Raw genomic sequence first — 16,875 nt, 5'->3', positions numbered from 1 at the left:
TTAATTACATGCTATCAGTTAATTTTTAAATTATTAGTGATTTAAAGTATTATGGGAACAATTTTTGATTTACATATATAAGTAGTAAAATAATTAAAAAGATGGGAACCTATTTGTTTTTTATAATTCCGATGCTGATTGCCAGTATGTTTGTGCAATGGAAATTCAGGAGCAAATTTTCCAGGTATGCTGAAATGCAATTAAATTCAGGCCTTTCAGGCTATGAAGTTGCAGAAAAGATGCTGCATGACAATGGCATATATGATGTAAGGGTAATGAATGCGGACGGGCAGCTTACGGATCACTATAATCCTGCAGATAAGACAGTTAATCTGAGCACAGATGTATATTATGGCAGAAGTGTGGCTGCAGCAGCCGTCGCGGCACATGAATGCGGACATGCTGTTCAGCATGCCAAATCTTATCACTGGCTGGAATTAAGATCCAATATGGTGCCCGTAGTGAGCATTTCTTCCAATCTTTTACAGTGGGTACTGATTCTGGGTGTTTTATTGATCGGGTTTACCGGGAACCCTATCGTATTGGGCATTGGCGTAGCCGGTCTTGCACTGATCACGATTTTTAGTTTTATTACGCTTCCTGTTGAATTTGATGCCAGTAAAAGGGCACTGATCTGGTTAAAGAATAACCGTGTAGTGATGTATACCACTGAAGAAAATGAGCAGGCCAAAGATGCTTTATGGTGGGCAGCCATGACTTATGTAGTAGCAGCCCTTGGAGCACTGGCTAATTTATTGTATTATGCATCCATGCTGTTCGGCAGGAACAGGAATTAATTCAGGCGGTACGGAACGATCAGCTGGAATTCTGGTATATCTACACTAAAATCAGTTTCATCGGCTATACGGTGCATCAGGTAAGTGCCTGACATTGCACCGATATCAGTCGTTAAATTACATCCTGAAACATAGGAATAGCTCTCTCCTGGCTCTATAACGGGCTGCAAACCAATAACTCCTTCTCCTTCAACTTCTCTCTGGGTGCCATTAGAATCAAAAATAAACCATTGACGACGCATTAACTGTATGGAATAGTCTGACAGATTTTCTACTGTGATCTGATAAGCAAACATAAAATGCTCTTTTTCAGGATTAGAGTATTCTTCCTGATATACAGTATCTACTGAAATTTTAACGCCCTGTGTAATCGCTGTAACCATCTTAAAGTATTTATGATCAGTTTTTCAAAAATCAAGCCATTTCACCCTCGGGTAGAATGTACTGATATTTGTCTGACACTTCGTCTAATATAGCATGTATAATCTCAATGTTATCTTCTTTAACCAATAACATTCTGTAGTTCTTAAAATCGGGAAGACCTTTGAAATAATTTGCATAATGGCGTCTCATTTCAAATATACCCACTTTCGGACCTTTCCAGGCAATTGATTTATCAAGGTGTGTGCGGCAAATGGCTACCCGCTCCTCTACTGTAGGGCCGGCTAATTTTTCACCGGTTTTAAAGTAATGTGCAACCTCCCTGAAAATCCATGGGTAGCCAATGGCTGCCCGGCCGATCATGATTCCATCGACTTCAAATTCCCTCCGCCATTCAAATGCTTTTTCCGGACTGTCAATATCACCATTGCCAAAAATGGGGATTTTGATCCTCGGGTTTCTTTTGATATCGCGGATCATTCTCCAGTCTGCCTCTCCCTTGTACATCTGTGACCTGGTCCTGCCGTGAATAGTTAATGCCTGTATGCCGATGTCCTGCAGCCTTTCAGCCACCTCATCTACATTTTTGGTGTTGTCATCCCAGCCCAGCCTGGTTTTAACGGTTACAGGCAAATGCGTGGCCCTTACCACTGCATCGGTCATTTTTACCATTTTGTCGATGTCCTGCAATAAGGCAGAACCGGCACCTTTACAGGCTACCTGTTTTACGGGGCAGCCGTAGTTGATATCAATCAGGTCAGGTTTTGCCAGAGTAGCAATTTCGGTAGCTTCATGCATGGTAGCAATCTCACTGCCGAATATCTGGATACCAATAGGCCGTTCGTATTCGAATATGTCTAGCTTCTGGCGACTTTTTGCTGCATCACGGATCAATCCCTCTGAAGAAATAAACTCTGTATACATCATATCCACTCCGCTCTGTTTACAAACAAAACGAAATGGAGGGTCGCTCACATCTTCCATTGGAGCAAGCAATAAAGGGAACTCTCCCAGGTCAATATTTCCTATCTTTACAGACATTTTTCTATCTTCAATCCAAAATTAAGACACAAAGGTACAAAAATCCCCAATAATGAATTTCACTCCAGGAGTACGAGAAGAAAAATCTGCTTACAGTCAGCTACTTATACTGGCGTGTTATGCACTGGCAGGGACTATAACCGGATCTGTTTTAAGTGTAGCAGTACTGGTACTGCTCTATGGAACTGATATATTAAGTAACAATGCATTGTTATTTAGCGGTGATCCGGCTTATCTTACGGGACTTAGGATTTCCCAGGCGCTCACCTCCGTGTTTCTGTTCCTGATGCCCCCTATATTGCTTGCAATCACCGAAAAGGCCAGGATTGTTAAGTTCTACGGGTTTAAAAAACCACGGCTGTCAATCCTGCTAACTGTATTTTTACTAATGATATGCTCATTGCCGGTGATGGAATGGGTGACACTGGTCAACCAGCAGATGGTTTTGCCTGGATTTCTGAAATCAGTAGAAGACTGGATGAGGGCAAAGGAGGATGCGGCAATGAATATGACGATTTTATTACTGAGGATCCGGGGTTTCGGAGAGTTTCTCATCAATATTCTCATCATTGCGCTCCTGCCTGCGATTGCAGAAGAATTTCTTTTCAGGGGTGGTATACAGCGGGGATTTACCAGGATGTTCAATAACCCGCATGTAGCAATATGGCTGGCTGCTTTTATTTTCAGTGCTATTCATGTGCAGTTTTTCGGATTTTTCCCAAGGATGTTTTTAGGGGCCGCATTTGGCTATATCTATCTGTGGACAGGCAGTTTATGGTATGCGATGTTCGCACATTTTCTGAACAATGCTTATGCGGTATGCCAGGCCTGGTATTTACAGGCTCATCATATTCCCCTGGAACAGGCAGATAATTCTGCATATTTCCCATGGTATGCATCTATTATTAGCTTAATTTTGAGCATATTTTTATTTAAATATCTAAAAGATAAAACTACTGAGAGCAATGGAAAACAATTGGGTTAGGGTATATACCACACAAGATGCTGTTACGGCAGAGATCATTAAACAGGGATTGATGGAAAATGATATTGCTGCAGTGGTTATGAATAAAAAGGATTCGTCCTACCAGACCTTCGGAACGGTAGATATCATGGTCAGCGCGGCTGATCTGGAAGCGGCTGACGCCTATATTAAATCCATAGAAAGCGAATGAAAACAAGGGCAATAACTGCGTTTTTCTTCACTACTGTGATGCTAGGTTCTATTTTTCTTGGTGCCTATACCTTTACCGGATTTTATTTACTGCTGAGTGTTTTTGCGCTGGCAGAATTTTATAAGCTGATTAAAACTGCTGATATAAGGCCCCATACTGCGGTTGGCTTAACGGTAAGCCTGTTGATCTTTATGTTCATTGCGGCTTTCCACTTTTATGAAGTAGAGCTGAAGTCCCTTTTATTGTTAATCCCGCTGGTATTCTCCGTGTTTTTGTTTGAACTGTACAGAAAGGATAAGTCTCCTTTTACCAATATAGCCTATACATTTACAGGGCTGTTTTTTGTGACCCTCCCATTCTGTTTTTACTATTCATTAGGTTTTTTGAGCAACTGGAACCTGTATAATTTTCACCTGCCGCTAGCCTTTTTGCTAATGCTCTGGGCAAGTGATACCGGTGCGTACCTGTTCGGCAGGAAATTTGGGGCACATAAACTCTTTGAACGCCATTCCCCAAAAAAAACATGGGAAGGTTTTTTCGGAGGAATGTTCACCAGTTTCCTGGTATCATTCATCATCTCGTTCTTCTTTAAGGAAATCGGGTTCCTGGTTTGGGCAGGCATGGCCGTTCTGATTGTGAGCTTTGGTACGCTGGGAGACCTGGTAGAATCAATGCTTAAAAGAAGCCTGAACGCGAAGGATTCGGGAAACCTGCTGCCTGGGCATGGTGGCTTGCTGGACAGGTTTGACGGCCTGCTGATTGCAGCGCCGATCGTGTATGCCTATCTGTACCTGGTACTGAATTAGTGGGAATTCCTGATCGGTTTCAGCAGATATTCCAGTCCGTTTAACCTGATCTCGTACATTGTACCCAGTAATTCTCCAAGTTTGCCCGGAGGGAAACCCTGGTTCTGGAACCAGATCAGGTAAGATTCGGGGAGGTCACAAAGCAATTTGTCTTTGTATTTGCCAAAAGGCATTTTCATGGTGACCAGGTCGGTTAACAGGTTTGGATTCATGGGATATTTATTGGCTAACCATTTCCAGCATTTCTATGGCATCCTCTACGGTTTTCAGGTCTTCAAAAGCAATCCTGAGCGTATCCTTAACTTCTTTCAGGTTACACATCCTGGGATGCATCTGCGCAAAGGTGAGGATCTTGTGGAACATGGCTGAATCAAAGAAATTAGATTGTTTGTTGGCAATAAAATAACCCCTTAAAACACCTTTTTTAAAGCTCAGTTTTTCAAAGCCTAATTTTTTTGCTGACCACTGCAGGCGGAGTACGCTGAGCATGGTCTTTACCGGCTTTGGAACAGTACCAAAACGATCTTTCAGCGAAGTTTCAAAGGCTGCAAGCTGGGCCTCGGTATCCAGTCTGGAAAGTTCGGTATAGAGGTTATAGCGCTCCGTAATATTCGTTACATAATCATCCGGAATATAGAGTTCAAGATCGGTATCTATTTGCGTAAAAGTAACAAACGGGCGCTCCTTGTCATCTTTAAAGAGATCTTTAAACTCATCAGATTTCAGTTCCTGGATGGCCTCATCAAGTATCTTGTGATACATTTCGAATCCTATTTCGGCAATAAATCCGCTTTGTTCGGCGCCGAGCAGGTTTCCGCTGCCGCGGATATCAAGATCACGCATGGCAATATTAAAACCGCTGCCAAGGTCTGAGAACTCTTCGATTGCACTCAGGCGTTTCCGGGCTTCCGATGTCAGGGTAGACAAAGGCGGGCTCAGCAGGTAACAGAAGGCTTTTTTATTGGAACGGCCTACCCTTCCGCGCATCTGGTGAAGATCACTTAAACCAAACATATGGGCGTGGTTGATGATGATCGTATTGGCATTTGGAATGTCCAGTCCGGCTTCAATAATGGTTGTAGCAACAAGAACGTCTTTTTCACCGTTGATGAAATCAAGCATCACATCTTCCAGGGCGTCGCCGTCCAGCTGCCCGTGGGCAATCCCGATCCGGGCTTTCGGTACCAGTGTTTGTATCAGTCCGCCCAGCTGCGGAAGGTCATTTACCCTGTTATGGATAAAAAATACCTGTCCTCCCCTGTCCAGTTCAAACTGTACGGCCTCCTGGATCAGTTTATCATTAAAGACATGGAGCTCTGTATTCACTGCCTGGCGGTTTGGCGGCGGCGTGCTCATGATGGAAAGGTCCCTTGCGCCCATCAGTGAAAAATGGAGCGTTCTGGGGATTGGTGTTGCGGTAAGCGTAAGAGTATCGACATTGACACGCAGGGCACGCAGCTTTTCTTTGGCTGTAACCCCAAACTTCTGTTCTTCGTCGATGATCATAATACCGAGCGACTTAAACTTTACGTCTTTACTGAGTAGGCGGTGGGTGCCGATAATGATATCTATCTTGCCTTCCTCTACCTGTGCAAGCGTCTCTTTAATCTGTTTGCTGGTCTTGAAACGGTTGATATAGTCTACCCGGCATGGAAAGTCCTTCAGGCGGCCTGAAAATGTCTTGAAATGCTGTAATGCAAGGATCGTAGTAGGTACCAGAACTGCGGCCTGCTTTCCGTTGGCCACGGCTTTAAATGCGGCCCTGATAGCAATTTCGGTTTTTCCGAAGCCTACATCACCACACACCAGCCTGTCCATCGGGTGGGGCGCTTCCATATCCTTTTTCACATCGTTTGTAGCCTTTACCTGGTCTGGAGTGTCCTCATAGATAAATGAGGCTTCCAGTTCTGTTTCCAGGTAACCGTCGGGATCAAATGCAGTACCCACCTGTGATTTTCTCAGTGCATAGAGTTTGATCAGGTCGCGGGCAATGTCTTTAACTTTTTTTTTTGTGGTCTTTTTGAGTTTATCCCAGGCTTCTGTGCCCAGTTTATTCATTTTTGGGGCAGTACCATCTTTACCGCTGTATTTTGCAATACGGTTCAGGGAATTGATATTCACGTAAAGCAGGTCATTATCAGCATAGATCAGCCGGATCATTTCCTGTGTCTTTCCGTTTACCTCTACCTTTTCCAGACCGGCATATTTGCCTATACCGTGGTCAATATGGGTAACGAAATCACCAGGCTTAAGGTCTTTTAGGTCTTTCATGGTGATAGCCTGGCTGCGCTGGTACCCTCTTCTCAGTTTGTATTTGTAGAACCTGTCGAAGATCTGATGGTCAGTATACATGGCGATCTGCTGCTGCGGATCAATAAAACCTTCCCGCAGCTGTATATTGACAGGAACAAATTTTACTGTTTTATCGATATCATCCAATATCGCATACAGGCGTTCGGTCTGTTTTGGTGAAGAACTAGATATAAAATTGAAAATATTATTTTTCTCGTTTTCCTTGATATTATTGATCAGCAGGTGGAAGTCTTTGTTGAAAGAAGGCTGTGGTTTGGTGTTAAAAAGGATGACGTTTTCCGACCTGTAAAAAAATTGTTTTCCAAACTCTATTAGTGAAAAATCATGGACGATATCCCCGATCATTTTTTCATCTGAAAAGGCAAACTTAGGGTCTATCCAGTCCGGGTTTTCGTGTTTTTCTTTTGTCGGCAGTGCTTTCCACAGCTCTACTGCTTTTTTATAGCCATCTTTAACGATATCCAGTGTAAATTCTACGTCTTTAAACCAGAGCTGGGTATCTTTTTCGATGTAGTCCAGTAGGTTGATATTGCTCTCCGTAAGGTATTTCGACTGGACATTTGGAATGATAGTGAGCGTTTTTACATCCTCTACAGAAAGTTGGCTTTCAATTTCGAATGTCCTGATGCTTTCCACTTCATCTCCGAAAAACTCGATGCGGTAAGGAAGATCATGAGAGAAGGAGAAAATATCCACGATTCCCCCCCTGACGGAGAACTGTCCGGGTTCATACACGAAGTCGGTACGGTCAAAATCATAGTCTATCAGGAATTCATTGATAAAGTCTATTCCCAGTTTTATACCAAGGCTGATCTCCAGGGTGTTTTTTTCGAGAACGGTACGGTCTATCACTTTTTCAGCAAGGGCTTCCGGATAGGTCACCACGATTTTCCCGAAGGAAGACTGATGGTTGAGCTCATTGAGCACCTCCGCCCTGGCAAGCACATTGGCTGTATCTACCTGTGTGAAATCAAAAGCCTTACGGAAGGAAGAAGGAAAGAGCAGCACCTCTTTTTCCAGGATACTTTCCAGATCGGCCATAAAATAAGCCGCTTCTTCCCTGTCAGGAAGGATAAATAACTGTGGCTTATGCAAAAGGAAGTAGGTTGCCACTGCAATTACAGCATCTGCAGAACCTACTAAGCCCTTTAACTGAAGTTTAGTACCTTTACCCGTGTTGAGGGTCTTTGCCAGCGCTTCGATGCGCTCATCAGTTTTATATCTGTTGATCAGGTCGCGAATGTTCACTCTGCAAATGTAAGATTTATGAATCGCTAATATGTAACAATGCAACCATTAATGACTCTAAAATTCAAAACGGGCAAGGTAAAGAGCTTTATGCGTATTCCTTTGGAACTGGTTTTCTGGATTGCGGCCTTTTGGTTTATGGCCATAGCAAAACCGGCAGATCATCATGAAGAACTGCATTTTACATTTTGTCCGCTGGCGAACCTGGGGATGAGTTGGTGCCCTGGATGCGGGCTGGGAAGGGCGATTACCCATTTTTTCCATGGCAACATCCGGGAGAGCATTCATTATCACTGGCTTGGGATTCCGGCAGTACTGATCATCAGTTACAGGATTGTAACACTTGGCCGGTACGAATGGAAAAAATTAAAGAATTAAAAAGAGGAGAAATAATTATGTACAATTCACCATTTATGATGCTTCCGGGCATCTCGCCCCAGGAGTTTTCTTATTTACAAACGGCTACTACGGGTTTTAATGAACAGCAATTGAATGGGTTTCTCATGATATACAGCAGTAAAAGAAGAAGCCCTGACGATATGATCCTCTATTGTGTGCTGGGATTTTTTGTACCGGGACTTGCGCGGTTCCTGGTGAACCAGATCGGGATGGGGATTCTGTATTTTCTTACTTACGGATTATGCGCGATAGGAACGATCATTGACCTGGTTAACTATAAGGACCTTGCCTTTGAATATAACCAGAAAATGGTATTTGAAAGTTTGCAGATGGTAAAAATGGGAAACAGAATCCAATAATACCGGAGCAGATCGTATATTTACAACATGAGATTAGCTGTGTTGATCAAACATCTGGAAGAATATGCACCACTGAACTACCAGGAGGATTATGATAATTCGGGTTTGCTCACCGGCCATCCGGACCAGGAAATCACTGTGGCACTGGTAGCCCTGGATTGTGTGGAGGAGATCGTTGATGAAGCTATAGCCAAAGGATGTAACCTCATTATTACCCATCACCCGATCGTATTCAAAGGGCTGAAAAAGCTGACAGGGAAAAATTATGTAGAGCGCGTCCTTTTGAAAGCCATCAAAAATAATATTGCCATATATGCTATCCATACAAATCTTGACAGCGTTCATAACGGAGTAAACGGTATGATCTGTAAGCGTTTGGGATTGCAGCAGGCTAAGATCCTTCATCCGCGTGAAGGTCTGTTGAAAAAACTTGTCACTTTTTGTCCGTCATTGCAGGCACCTCCGCTTAGGGATGCGCTGTTTGCTGCTGGCGCCGGAAATATAGGGAATTACAGCGATTGCAGCTTTAACGCAGCAGGCACCGGAACGTTTAAAGCCGGGTCCGGTACCCATCCCTTTGTAGGTGAGCAATGGGTACAGCACCATGAAGCTGAAACCAGGATAGAAACCATATTTCTTGTACAGAATGAACGTAAGGTTATGCTTGCGCTGCTGGAAAACCACCCCTATGAGGAAATTGCTTACGATATTTATGACCTTGAAAATAAGTTAGATACTGTAGGTGCCGGGATGATTGGCTGGCTGGAAAAAGAAATGGATGCCGCGGAATTCCTAAGTTTTGTTAAAACAAGGATGAATGCAACCGTGATCAGGCATACGCGGGCTACGGGTAAAAAAATAAAAAAAGTTGCCGTTTGCGGTGGTTCGGGCAGTTTCCTGCTGGGCCATGCACAGGCAGCAGGTGCTGACGCTTTTATCACTGCTGATTTCAAGTACCACGAGTTTTTTGATGCAGATGGAAAATTGATGATTGCCGATATCGGACACTTTGAAAGTGAACAATTTACATCTGATTTGTTGATAGATATTATTCGGGAAAAATTTCCTAACTTTGCGATCCGTTTAACGGAGCATAATACAAACCCCATAAATTATTTCATTTAATGGAACAAACTGTAGAGCAAAAGCTAAAAGCTTTATACGAATTACAAACCCTTCATACAAAAATTGATAAAATACGTCAAATCCGTGGTGAATTGCCAATGGAAGTGGCTGATTTAGAGGATGAGGTTGCAGGATTGGAAACGCGTATACAAAAATTCAAGGCTGAATTGGACGAAACTGATGATGCCATTGTAACACGTAAAAACATGATCAAGGAATCTCAGAACCTGATCAAAAAGTATGATACTCAATTAAAAGAGGTAAAAAATAATCGTGAATACGATGCTTTAACAAAAGAAGTGGAAATCCAGTCTCTTGAGATCCAGGTTTGTGAAAAGAAAATCAGAGAGCATGGATTTGAAATTGCTTCCAAAACTGAGATCTACGAAAAAGCATTAGCTGATCTGGAATCAAGAAAAGGTGATTTGGAAATCAAAAAAGGGGAATTGCAAACGATCACTGCTGAAACAGAGAAAGATGAACTTGCTTTGTCTAAGAAATCTGAAAAAGCAGAGGCCGGAATAGAAGAACGGTTACTTGTTGCCTACAGAAGGTTAAGAGGTAATGCAGTAAATGGCCTTGCAGTTGTTACGATTGATCGTGACTCTTGTTCAGGATGTTTCAACCAGATTCCTCCCCAGCGCCAGCTTGATATTCGTCAGCGCAAAAAAATCATTGTGTGTGAACACTGCGGAAGGATTTTAGTTGATGAAGCCTTAACACTGGAATCAGTTTCAGCTTAGTCAGCAACATAAATATAACGGACGGCCAGGTGTAAACCTGGCCTTTTTTTATGCATAGAAGTCAATTATCTGCTAATGAAAAAACAATACTCCGTTCCAATCGTTAATTGGTATTGTTAAGTTCTAGAATTATTAATTTATGTTTGCTAAAAGTAGTCTCACTCTACTGATAAAATATTCAATTTCCTGCCTTTTTATCATCCTTCCCTGTACAGTTAAAGCCAATTTTGATTTTAATGCCAATTGCCTGAAAGCATACCAGCTTATATTTGAACTGAAGCTGAATGCGGCGCGGCAAATGATTGCCACAGAAAAGAAGACCCATCCAAAAAATGCAATTGTTCCCCTTTTAGAAAATTATGCTGATTATTTTTACCTGATCACCTCAGAGAATAAACAGGATTTTGAACGTTTAAAGGACGAACGGTCACGCAGGCTCAATCAAATCGAAGATGAGGAGAACAATTCGCCCTATTATTTATATGCCCAGGCAGAGATTAACCTGCAGTGGGCGCTGCTGAGGAGCCGTTACGGCGAATATTTTGCTGCAGCCAGAGAGATCAGGAAGGCCAACTCACAGCTGCAGGAGAACAGTAAAAAATATCCCGGATTTCATTTGAACGGAAAAGGAATCGGGCTGATTAACGTTTTTCTTGGAAATCTTCCTGATGGGATCTTAAAAAGCGCGCTGGCCACTTTCGGGATAAAAGGAAATGTTCAGAACGGGCTTGCCATGCTGGATAACCTTGCGCAAAACCTGCCCCGGTCCACATACGAGCCGTTTTATGAAGAAGTTGTATTTTATTATGCATTTGTGCTCTCGGATATAGTACATTCTCCTGAAGCGTATGCCAAAACCATGAAATATACTGCCCGCATAGCTGACAGCAGTTTGCTGAAGGCTTATTTGCAGGCCTATGTCTGCGCCAGAAACGGGCACAACGAGGAAGCAATCAGCATACTGACCAACCGTCCTTCAGGAGATGGCTACCAGGCGTTTCCTTACCTTGAGCTGCTGATGGGCACAGCCAAACTCAACCGGCTGGATTATACCGCTGCAGTAAACTTCAAGAAGTTTCTGGCCTTAAACAAGGGCGTCAATTACATTAAAGACACCAACCTTCACTTGTCATGGGTTGCATTGTTAAATGGCGACACAGGCGCTTATAATGCTTATATGGCTAAAGTAAAGAGCATGGGATATACTTTTGGGGAAAGGGACAAGCAGGCAATGAATGAAGCGTCATCTCCCGCCCCAAATGCTGAACTGTTGAAAGCGAGACTTCTGTTTGATGGCGGGTATTATACAAAAGCACTGGATGTTTTATCTGGCCGTAGTGCCGCGGATTACAGAACAACAAAAGACAAGGCCGAGTTTTACTACCGTTCGGGAAGGATTTATGATGCCCTGGAGAAAGACGACAGCGCTTTGCTGAGCTATCAGAATGCTGTCAGTTACGGAAAGGACCTCAAATACTATTATGCAGCAACTGCAGCTTTAAATATGGGCAAGATCTGTATGAAAAGAAACAACAATGCAAGAGCGAAGGCTTTTTTCAACGAGGCAATTAATATGAAAAATCATGAATATGAGAATAGTATTGAAGCCCAGGCTAAAGATGCAATGAAGAGTTTACGCGACTAACTATTTAGGCTGGTTCTTTTCATTTAATGTCGTTTCAGCGGCAGTAAGGGCCCCTACTGCTCCTACCAGCCCTATAACGGCTATGGTTTTTGCATAACCCGTTGTTTTGGCGTTGACGATCACGTCTCCCCTGTTGTGTTTGAACTCGTACAAGCTAGAAGGACTCACTGCAGTCTTCACTATGCCGGAAATAAAGAATTCCTGCTGCCGGGAAAATACCATTGGCTGGTTGTCTTTCATCGTGTACATAGTGAGGTAGCTTTTGAATTTCAGAGGAGAATGGTCTGCTGAAAAACTTGCGCGTTTACCTGGCGCCAGGCCGGATCCGTCATCGTAATTAAGATAAACTTTTTGAAAGTCTGCCTTTAGCAGCTTATCCGTCTCTAAATTCTTAAGGATATAAATCGTCCTGTTTATTTTGGAGTGTGGCGGAATAAAAGTTTCGTACTGGCTGAGTTTTGCTGTGGCAGATATTGATCCGTCGGTAAAGACATCTCCCCTTCTGGAATACTGGGTACTAATGGATGAGGTTGAACCCTGGATCCTGATCTCGTCACTTGCATAACTGTAAGCCTTGTCTGAAGATATCATTGCTGATTTGGCCCAGTTTACATACAGCGGTTCGTTAAGCTTATTGAAAACTTCGATATTCAGGGGCTCGTTCTCTCCTGTAAAGTTGTAGCTGAGGGAAAGGGAGTCGTTTTCTATTTTAAAGACGCCTGTTGAGTCAAGTTTGGCATCCAGACTTGAAATTGTACTCATTTGATAAGCTTTACAGGACGATAATAATGCTATTATGGCGAAAAAAAACGTTAATTTTTTCATGATTTTAAACGGTTTATTCAAAAATAAACAATTTAAGGCAAAAAAAATATACTAATTAGAATTTATATACGAACGCGTTAATATGCATTCCCGCACCTACAGAGGTGAATACGGCATATTCCCCCTTTTTAACCTGGTAGCCTTCTACCTGTCCTTTGAGCACAAGGTCAAGTAAGGTGGGGATAGTTGCCACAGAGCTATTTCCCAGCCATGAAATGGTCATTGGCACCAGATTTTCAGGAACGGTATCCATGTCATACAGTTTGAACAGTCTTTTCATAATTGCATTGTCCATTTTCCCATTGGCCTGGTGGATAAATACGGTTTTGATGTCGGTGATGCTGATCCCTGCTTTATCGATAGCCGCCCTTACAACCTGGGGAACATGGAGAACCGCAAACTCATACAATTTACGGCCATTCATTTTAAGGTAAGTATTACCGTCTGTAACGGTTGGGTTGCCACTTGGCCCCATCACCAGCAAAGAAGCCCAGTTACCTGCGTAGGTTCCGGTTTTATGGGCAATGATACCGGTAGGTGTTTCAGACGCCGCAGCCTCGAAGACAACAGCCCCGGCACCATCAGAAAATATCATACTGTCGCGATCATGCGGATCGACGATCCTGGAAAGTGTTTCTGCACCGATGACCAGTACGCGTTTAGCGTCTCCACTTTGGATCAGGTAATTGGCCTGTATAGAGCCCTGTACCCAACCAGGGCAGCCAAAGATGAGGTCATATGCCACACAATCAGGATTACTGATCTCCAACTGCTGCTTTACCTTAACAGCAAGGGCGGGGAGCATATCCATACGGTTACTTCCCTGCTCAATGTCGCCAAAGTTATGGCAGAAAATAATGTGGTCTATTGTTTCTTTATCTATGCCGGCATCATCTATTGCCCGTTGGGCTGCAATTGCCGCAATATTGCTGTTCAGCATATCGCTGTCAATATAACGGCGTTCCATGATCTCGGTGATCTCTGAAAACTTGCTGATAATTTCCGCGATGTTCTTTTCAATGATTGCTCCATTCTCGTAAAAGATAGAGCTTAAGAATGATTCGCCTGATATAATGTTCTCCGGGATAAAACATCCTGTACCTGCGATTACTGAAAAAAGCTGCTTATTACTCATTGTATTGAACCGTATACTGTTTTAGTATTTGGTATAAACCTATGATTAATTTCTTGAAAATAAAAATTTTAAGAGAAATCATCAATTAAAAAAACAAACAATTCTTTAGGCCCGTGGGCACCCAGGACAAGGGTCTTTTCGATGTCTGCAGTCCTGCTGGGGCCGGTAATGGTACTGATCATAGACGGAATTTGGGATCCGTATTTATTTTTAATCAGCTTAAAGCCATCTTTCAGATCCATCACTAACTGGCCTGTTCGTGCAATTACAATATGATGATGGGGGAATATACTTAACCTTCTTCCGGCCTCGTTCTGATTGGACACCATTACAGAGCCATTGCGGGCAATTAAGGCTTCGCACATGGTAATACCTACCTCGGCCATTTCAAATTCTTTATCGGTCTTGTAAAAAGGAAATTCATAGGCAGTAAGCAGGGCCTGAAGTTCCGGTTCCCAGCAATAGATCTTTCTCCATTTGAACCTATCTGCAAGTTCAAGAAGGTTTTCGATAAAATCCACGCCGTTTTCACAATAAATAAAATTGCCGGATACAGCAGTTAGCTGTTCGGCAAACAGGACTTCCGGGATCTCCGTGGTGGCTTTATAGATTAGGGTTTCTTCTAAATTAGGATAAGGGTTATCTCTTTTTTCCAGCAGAGCTTTCCTTATCTTCTTTAACATTAACTCCTTTGAGGAAATATTCTCTTGCATAAAAAATGGATTTGCTACCACCCTGTTAAAGGTGATAGCTCCATAAAATTAATTATTAAGATTCTGCCTGGGCAGGATTTATCGGTGCGGAAGGATCTGTTGTTTCACCAACGCCTTCATGAACCAGTCCTTCAGCTGCTGGTTTCTGGTCTCCAGTGCCGTTCACAAATTCGTCGTACGTGGTACGGTTATCGAACGGGCGTTTACCAAGGATCTCTTCAAGGTCGGCCTGGAACAGGATTTCTTTTTCCAACAGTTTGGCGGCTAATTTTTCCAAACCTTCTCTTTTATCAACCAGTAACTGCATTGTTCTTTCATAAACGTCACCAATCAGTTTACGGACTTCAATGTCAATTAATTCAGAGGTTTTTTCAGAATATGGTTTGTTGAAATTGTATTCATTTTGGGGATCATGGAAAGACACGTTACCAACAGCGGCGTTCATACCATAGATGGTCACCATTGCATAGGATAATTTAGTGATTCTTTCCAGGTCATTCTGTGCACCTGTTGAGATCTTGCCAAAAACGAGGTCTTCCGCAACACGGCCGCCCATTGTCATACACATACCATCTGTAAGCTGTTCTGTAGTATACAGGAACTGCTCTTTAGGCAGGTATTGTGCATAACCCAAAGCCGCAACCCCACGTGGTACAATAGATACTTTTACCAGCGGATCTGCATGTTCCAGGAACCAACCGGCAATAGCGTGCCCTGCTTCATGGTAAGCAACGATACGTTTTTCCTCAGGGGAAATGATTTTATTTTTCTTCTCCAAACCACCAATCACGCGGTCGATAGCGTCCTGGAAATCCTGCATATCTACAGATTCTTTGTTTCTTCTTGCTGCTATCAGGGCCGCCTCGTTACATACGTTAGCGATCTCGGCACCGGCAAATCCGGGAGTTTGTGCAGAAAGCTTCTTGGCATCTACTACAACATCAGTTTTGATCGGTTTCAAATGCACTTTGAAGATCTGCTCCCTGCCTACTAAATCAGGCTTATCGATAGAGATCTGTCTGTCAAACCTTCCCGGACGAAGCAAAGCGCTGTCCAATACATCAGGTCTGTTCGTAGCTGCCAGTATAATAATTCCTGAGTCAGTTCCGAAACCATCCATCTCAACCAGTAACTGGTTCAGTGTATTTTCGCGTTCATCGTTACCGCCCATCATGCTGTTCTTTCCACGGGCACGGCCTATCGCATCTACCTCATCAATAAAGATGATACAAGGGGCTTTGTCTTTGGCCTGTTTAAAGAGATCACGCACGCGGGACGCACCGACACCAACAAACATTTCCACAAAGTCTGAACCCGAAAGCGAGAAGAACGGAACCTGCGCTTCACCGGCTACGGCTTTGGCAAGTAATGTTTTACCGGTACCCGGAGAACCTACCAATAAGGCTCCTTTAGGGATCTTACCTCCCAGGTTTGTGTATTTTTTTGGGTTTTTAAGGAAATCGACGATCTCCATTACCTCTTGTTTTGCTTCTTCGAGGCCTGCAACATCGTTAAAGGTCACATTTACCTGACTTTCTTTGTCGAACAATGTAGCTTTAGATTTTCCGATATTGAAGATCTGTCCGCCACCACCGCCTGCTCCGCCTCCCATTTTGCGCATGATGAATATCCAGAATCCGATAAACAGTAACACAGGGATGATTACAGTGAAGAACCAGGAATTAAATGTACTCTGCCTGGTTTCCTTTTCTGCCAGGATCTGGTTGTCTGCAGGAATGGCTTTCTGTGATTCTTTCAGCTGATTGTCAAGTGCATCCATCGATCCTGCGGTAAAAGATACCGTAGGGCCTCCGGATGAGCCGAAATTATTTTTGGTCTGGTATTTTTTGTATTTCTCCTGACTTAACCTGTCAGGTTTAATAAATACGTCGGCCCGAACGAGATCCTCATACTTGTAGGCAACAATTTTCTGAACATCGCCCGGCATAAGCATGCTCGTTTCAAATTCCCGGTAATCAATGGTTTTGTTCGTCTCGTTGGTAAACAGGACCGAAACCAGGACAAGTCCTAATATAATAGCTGCATAAACCCAGAATATATTAAAATTGGAACCCTTTTGGGGTTTTTTGGGAATATTTGGTATTCGCTTAATTAATTTGGGTTTTGTATTTTCTTTCTCTTTCATCGTGATTCAAAAAAATGTATAAGG

General features: G+C 43.0%; 17 protein-coding genes. 9 read left to right on the top strand and 8 right to left on the bottom strand.

Features of this window, described 5'->3' with window-relative positions; all coding sequences use genetic code 11:
* Nucleotides 1-101 precede the first annotated feature (101 nt).
* Nucleotides 102-797, top strand: a complete 696-nt coding sequence (locus tag BLW16_RS13560) for a zinc metallopeptidase (RefSeq protein WP_090557464.1) — start codon at nucleotides 102-104, stop codon at nucleotides 795-797.
* Here the strand turns inward: BLW16_RS13560 and apaG are convergent.
* A complete protein-coding gene (apaG, locus tag BLW16_RS13555; protein ID WP_090557462.1) occupies nucleotides 794-1,180 on the bottom strand; it encodes a Co2+/Mg2+ efflux protein ApaG in 387 nt (128 codons plus the stop codon). The genes BLW16_RS13560 and apaG overlap by 4 nt on opposite strands.
* Before the next feature lie 31 nt (nucleotides 1,181-1,211).
* Nucleotides 1,212-2,219, bottom strand: a complete 1,008-nt coding sequence (gene dusB, locus BLW16_RS13550; protein WP_090557460.1) for a tRNA dihydrouridine synthase DusB — start codon at nucleotides 2,217-2,219, stop codon at nucleotides 1,212-1,214.
* Between the two features lie 52 nt (nucleotides 2,220-2,271).
* On the opposite strand from dusB, the gene BLW16_RS13545 reads away from it, so the two are divergent.
* Genes BLW16_RS13545 through BLW16_RS13535 form a run of 3 tightly spaced genes read left to right on the top strand, consistent with a single transcriptional unit; the run spans nucleotide 2,272 to nucleotide 4,200 of the window.
* Nucleotides 2,272-3,204, top strand: a complete 933-nt coding sequence (locus BLW16_RS13545; protein WP_090557459.1) for a CPBP family intramembrane glutamic endopeptidase — start codon at nucleotides 2,272-2,274, stop codon at nucleotides 3,202-3,204.
* Nucleotides 3,185-3,394: a putative signal transducing protein gene (locus tag BLW16_RS13540; protein WP_090557457.1), complete on the top strand. Its 210-nt coding sequence runs from the start codon at nucleotides 3,185-3,187 to the stop codon at nucleotides 3,392-3,394. The genes BLW16_RS13545 and BLW16_RS13540 overlap by 20 nt, the downstream gene beginning before the upstream one ends.
* Entirely contained in the window at nucleotides 3,391-4,200 is an 810-nt protein-coding gene (locus BLW16_RS13535) for a phosphatidate cytidylyltransferase (protein ID WP_090557455.1), read from the top strand. Before BLW16_RS13540 ends, BLW16_RS13535 begins: the two co-directional genes overlap by 4 nt.
* On the opposite strand, the gene BLW16_RS13530 is transcribed toward BLW16_RS13535, so the two are convergent.
* Both BLW16_RS13530 and mfd read right to left on the bottom strand, forming a co-directional pair.
* A complete protein-coding gene (locus tag BLW16_RS13530; protein WP_090557454.1) occupies nucleotides 4,197-4,412 on the bottom strand; it encodes a DUF3820 family protein in 216 nt (71 codons plus the stop codon). The genes BLW16_RS13535 and BLW16_RS13530 overlap by 4 nt on opposite strands.
* A 7-nt stretch (nucleotides 4,413-4,419) precedes the next feature.
* Nucleotides 4,420-7,761, bottom strand: a complete 3,342-nt coding sequence (mfd, locus tag BLW16_RS13525; protein ID WP_090557452.1) for a transcription-repair coupling factor — start codon at nucleotides 7,759-7,761, stop codon at nucleotides 4,420-4,422.
* 51 nt (nucleotides 7,762-7,812) lie between these two features.
* Between mfd and BLW16_RS13520 the strand changes: the two genes are divergently transcribed.
* The 5 genes from BLW16_RS13520 (at nucleotide 7,813) to BLW16_RS13500 (ending at nucleotide 12,032) form a co-directional block, all read left to right on the top strand.
* Nucleotides 7,813-8,139 carry a DUF2752 domain-containing protein gene (locus BLW16_RS13520; RefSeq protein WP_090557450.1) on the top strand — a complete coding sequence of 109 codons (327 nt, stop codon included), beginning with the start codon at nucleotides 7,813-7,815 and terminating at the stop codon, nucleotides 8,137-8,139.
* A complete protein-coding gene (locus BLW16_RS13515; protein ID WP_245735283.1) occupies nucleotides 8,118-8,519 on the top strand; it encodes a TM2 domain-containing protein in 402 nt (133 codons plus the stop codon). The genes BLW16_RS13520 and BLW16_RS13515 overlap by 22 nt, the downstream gene beginning before the upstream one ends.
* 27 nt (nucleotides 8,520-8,546) lie before the next feature.
* A complete protein-coding gene (locus BLW16_RS13510; protein ID WP_090557448.1) occupies nucleotides 8,547-9,644 on the top strand; it encodes a Nif3-like dinuclear metal center hexameric protein in 1,098 nt (365 codons plus the stop codon).
* Nucleotides 9,644-10,387: a zinc ribbon domain-containing protein gene (locus BLW16_RS13505; protein ID WP_090557446.1), complete on the top strand. Its 744-nt coding sequence runs from the start codon at nucleotides 9,644-9,646 to the stop codon at nucleotides 10,385-10,387. The genes BLW16_RS13510 and BLW16_RS13505 overlap by 1 nt, the downstream gene beginning before the upstream one ends.
* Before the next feature lie 139 nt (nucleotides 10,388-10,526).
* A complete protein-coding gene (locus tag BLW16_RS13500; RefSeq protein WP_090557444.1) occupies nucleotides 10,527-12,032 on the top strand; it encodes a tetratricopeptide repeat protein in 1,506 nt (501 codons plus the stop codon).
* Here the strand turns inward: BLW16_RS13500 and BLW16_RS13495 are convergent, their stop codons facing one another.
* From BLW16_RS13495 to ftsH, 4 genes are all read right to left on the bottom strand, one after another.
* A complete protein-coding gene (locus tag BLW16_RS13495) occupies nucleotides 12,033-12,794 on the bottom strand; it encodes a hypothetical protein (protein ID WP_090557443.1) in 762 nt (253 codons plus the stop codon).
* A 118-nt stretch (nucleotides 12,795-12,912) separates the two neighbouring features.
* Nucleotides 12,913-13,992, bottom strand: a complete 1,080-nt coding sequence (locus BLW16_RS13490; protein WP_090557441.1) for a 3-oxoacyl-ACP synthase III family protein — start codon at nucleotides 13,990-13,992, stop codon at nucleotides 12,913-12,915.
* Nucleotides 13,993-14,060: 68 nt separating this feature from the next.
* Complete coding sequence (locus BLW16_RS13485) at nucleotides 14,061-14,705, bottom strand: LutC/YkgG family protein (RefSeq protein ID WP_090557437.1); 645 nt, start codon at nucleotides 14,703-14,705, stop codon at nucleotides 14,061-14,063.
* 55 nt (nucleotides 14,706-14,760) lie between these two features.
* Nucleotides 14,761-16,851, bottom strand: a complete 2,091-nt coding sequence (gene ftsH / locus BLW16_RS13480; RefSeq protein ID WP_090557435.1) for an ATP-dependent zinc metalloprotease FtsH — start codon at nucleotides 16,849-16,851, stop codon at nucleotides 14,761-14,763.
* Nucleotides 16,852-16,875: the final 24 nt, after the last annotated feature.

The sequence above is a fragment of the Pedobacter hartonius genome (genome assembly GCF_900107535.1).
GTDB lineage: Bacteria > Bacteroidota > Bacteroidia > Sphingobacteriales > Sphingobacteriaceae > Pedobacter > Pedobacter hartonius.
This window is presented reverse-complemented; position numbering and strand designations above follow the sequence as displayed.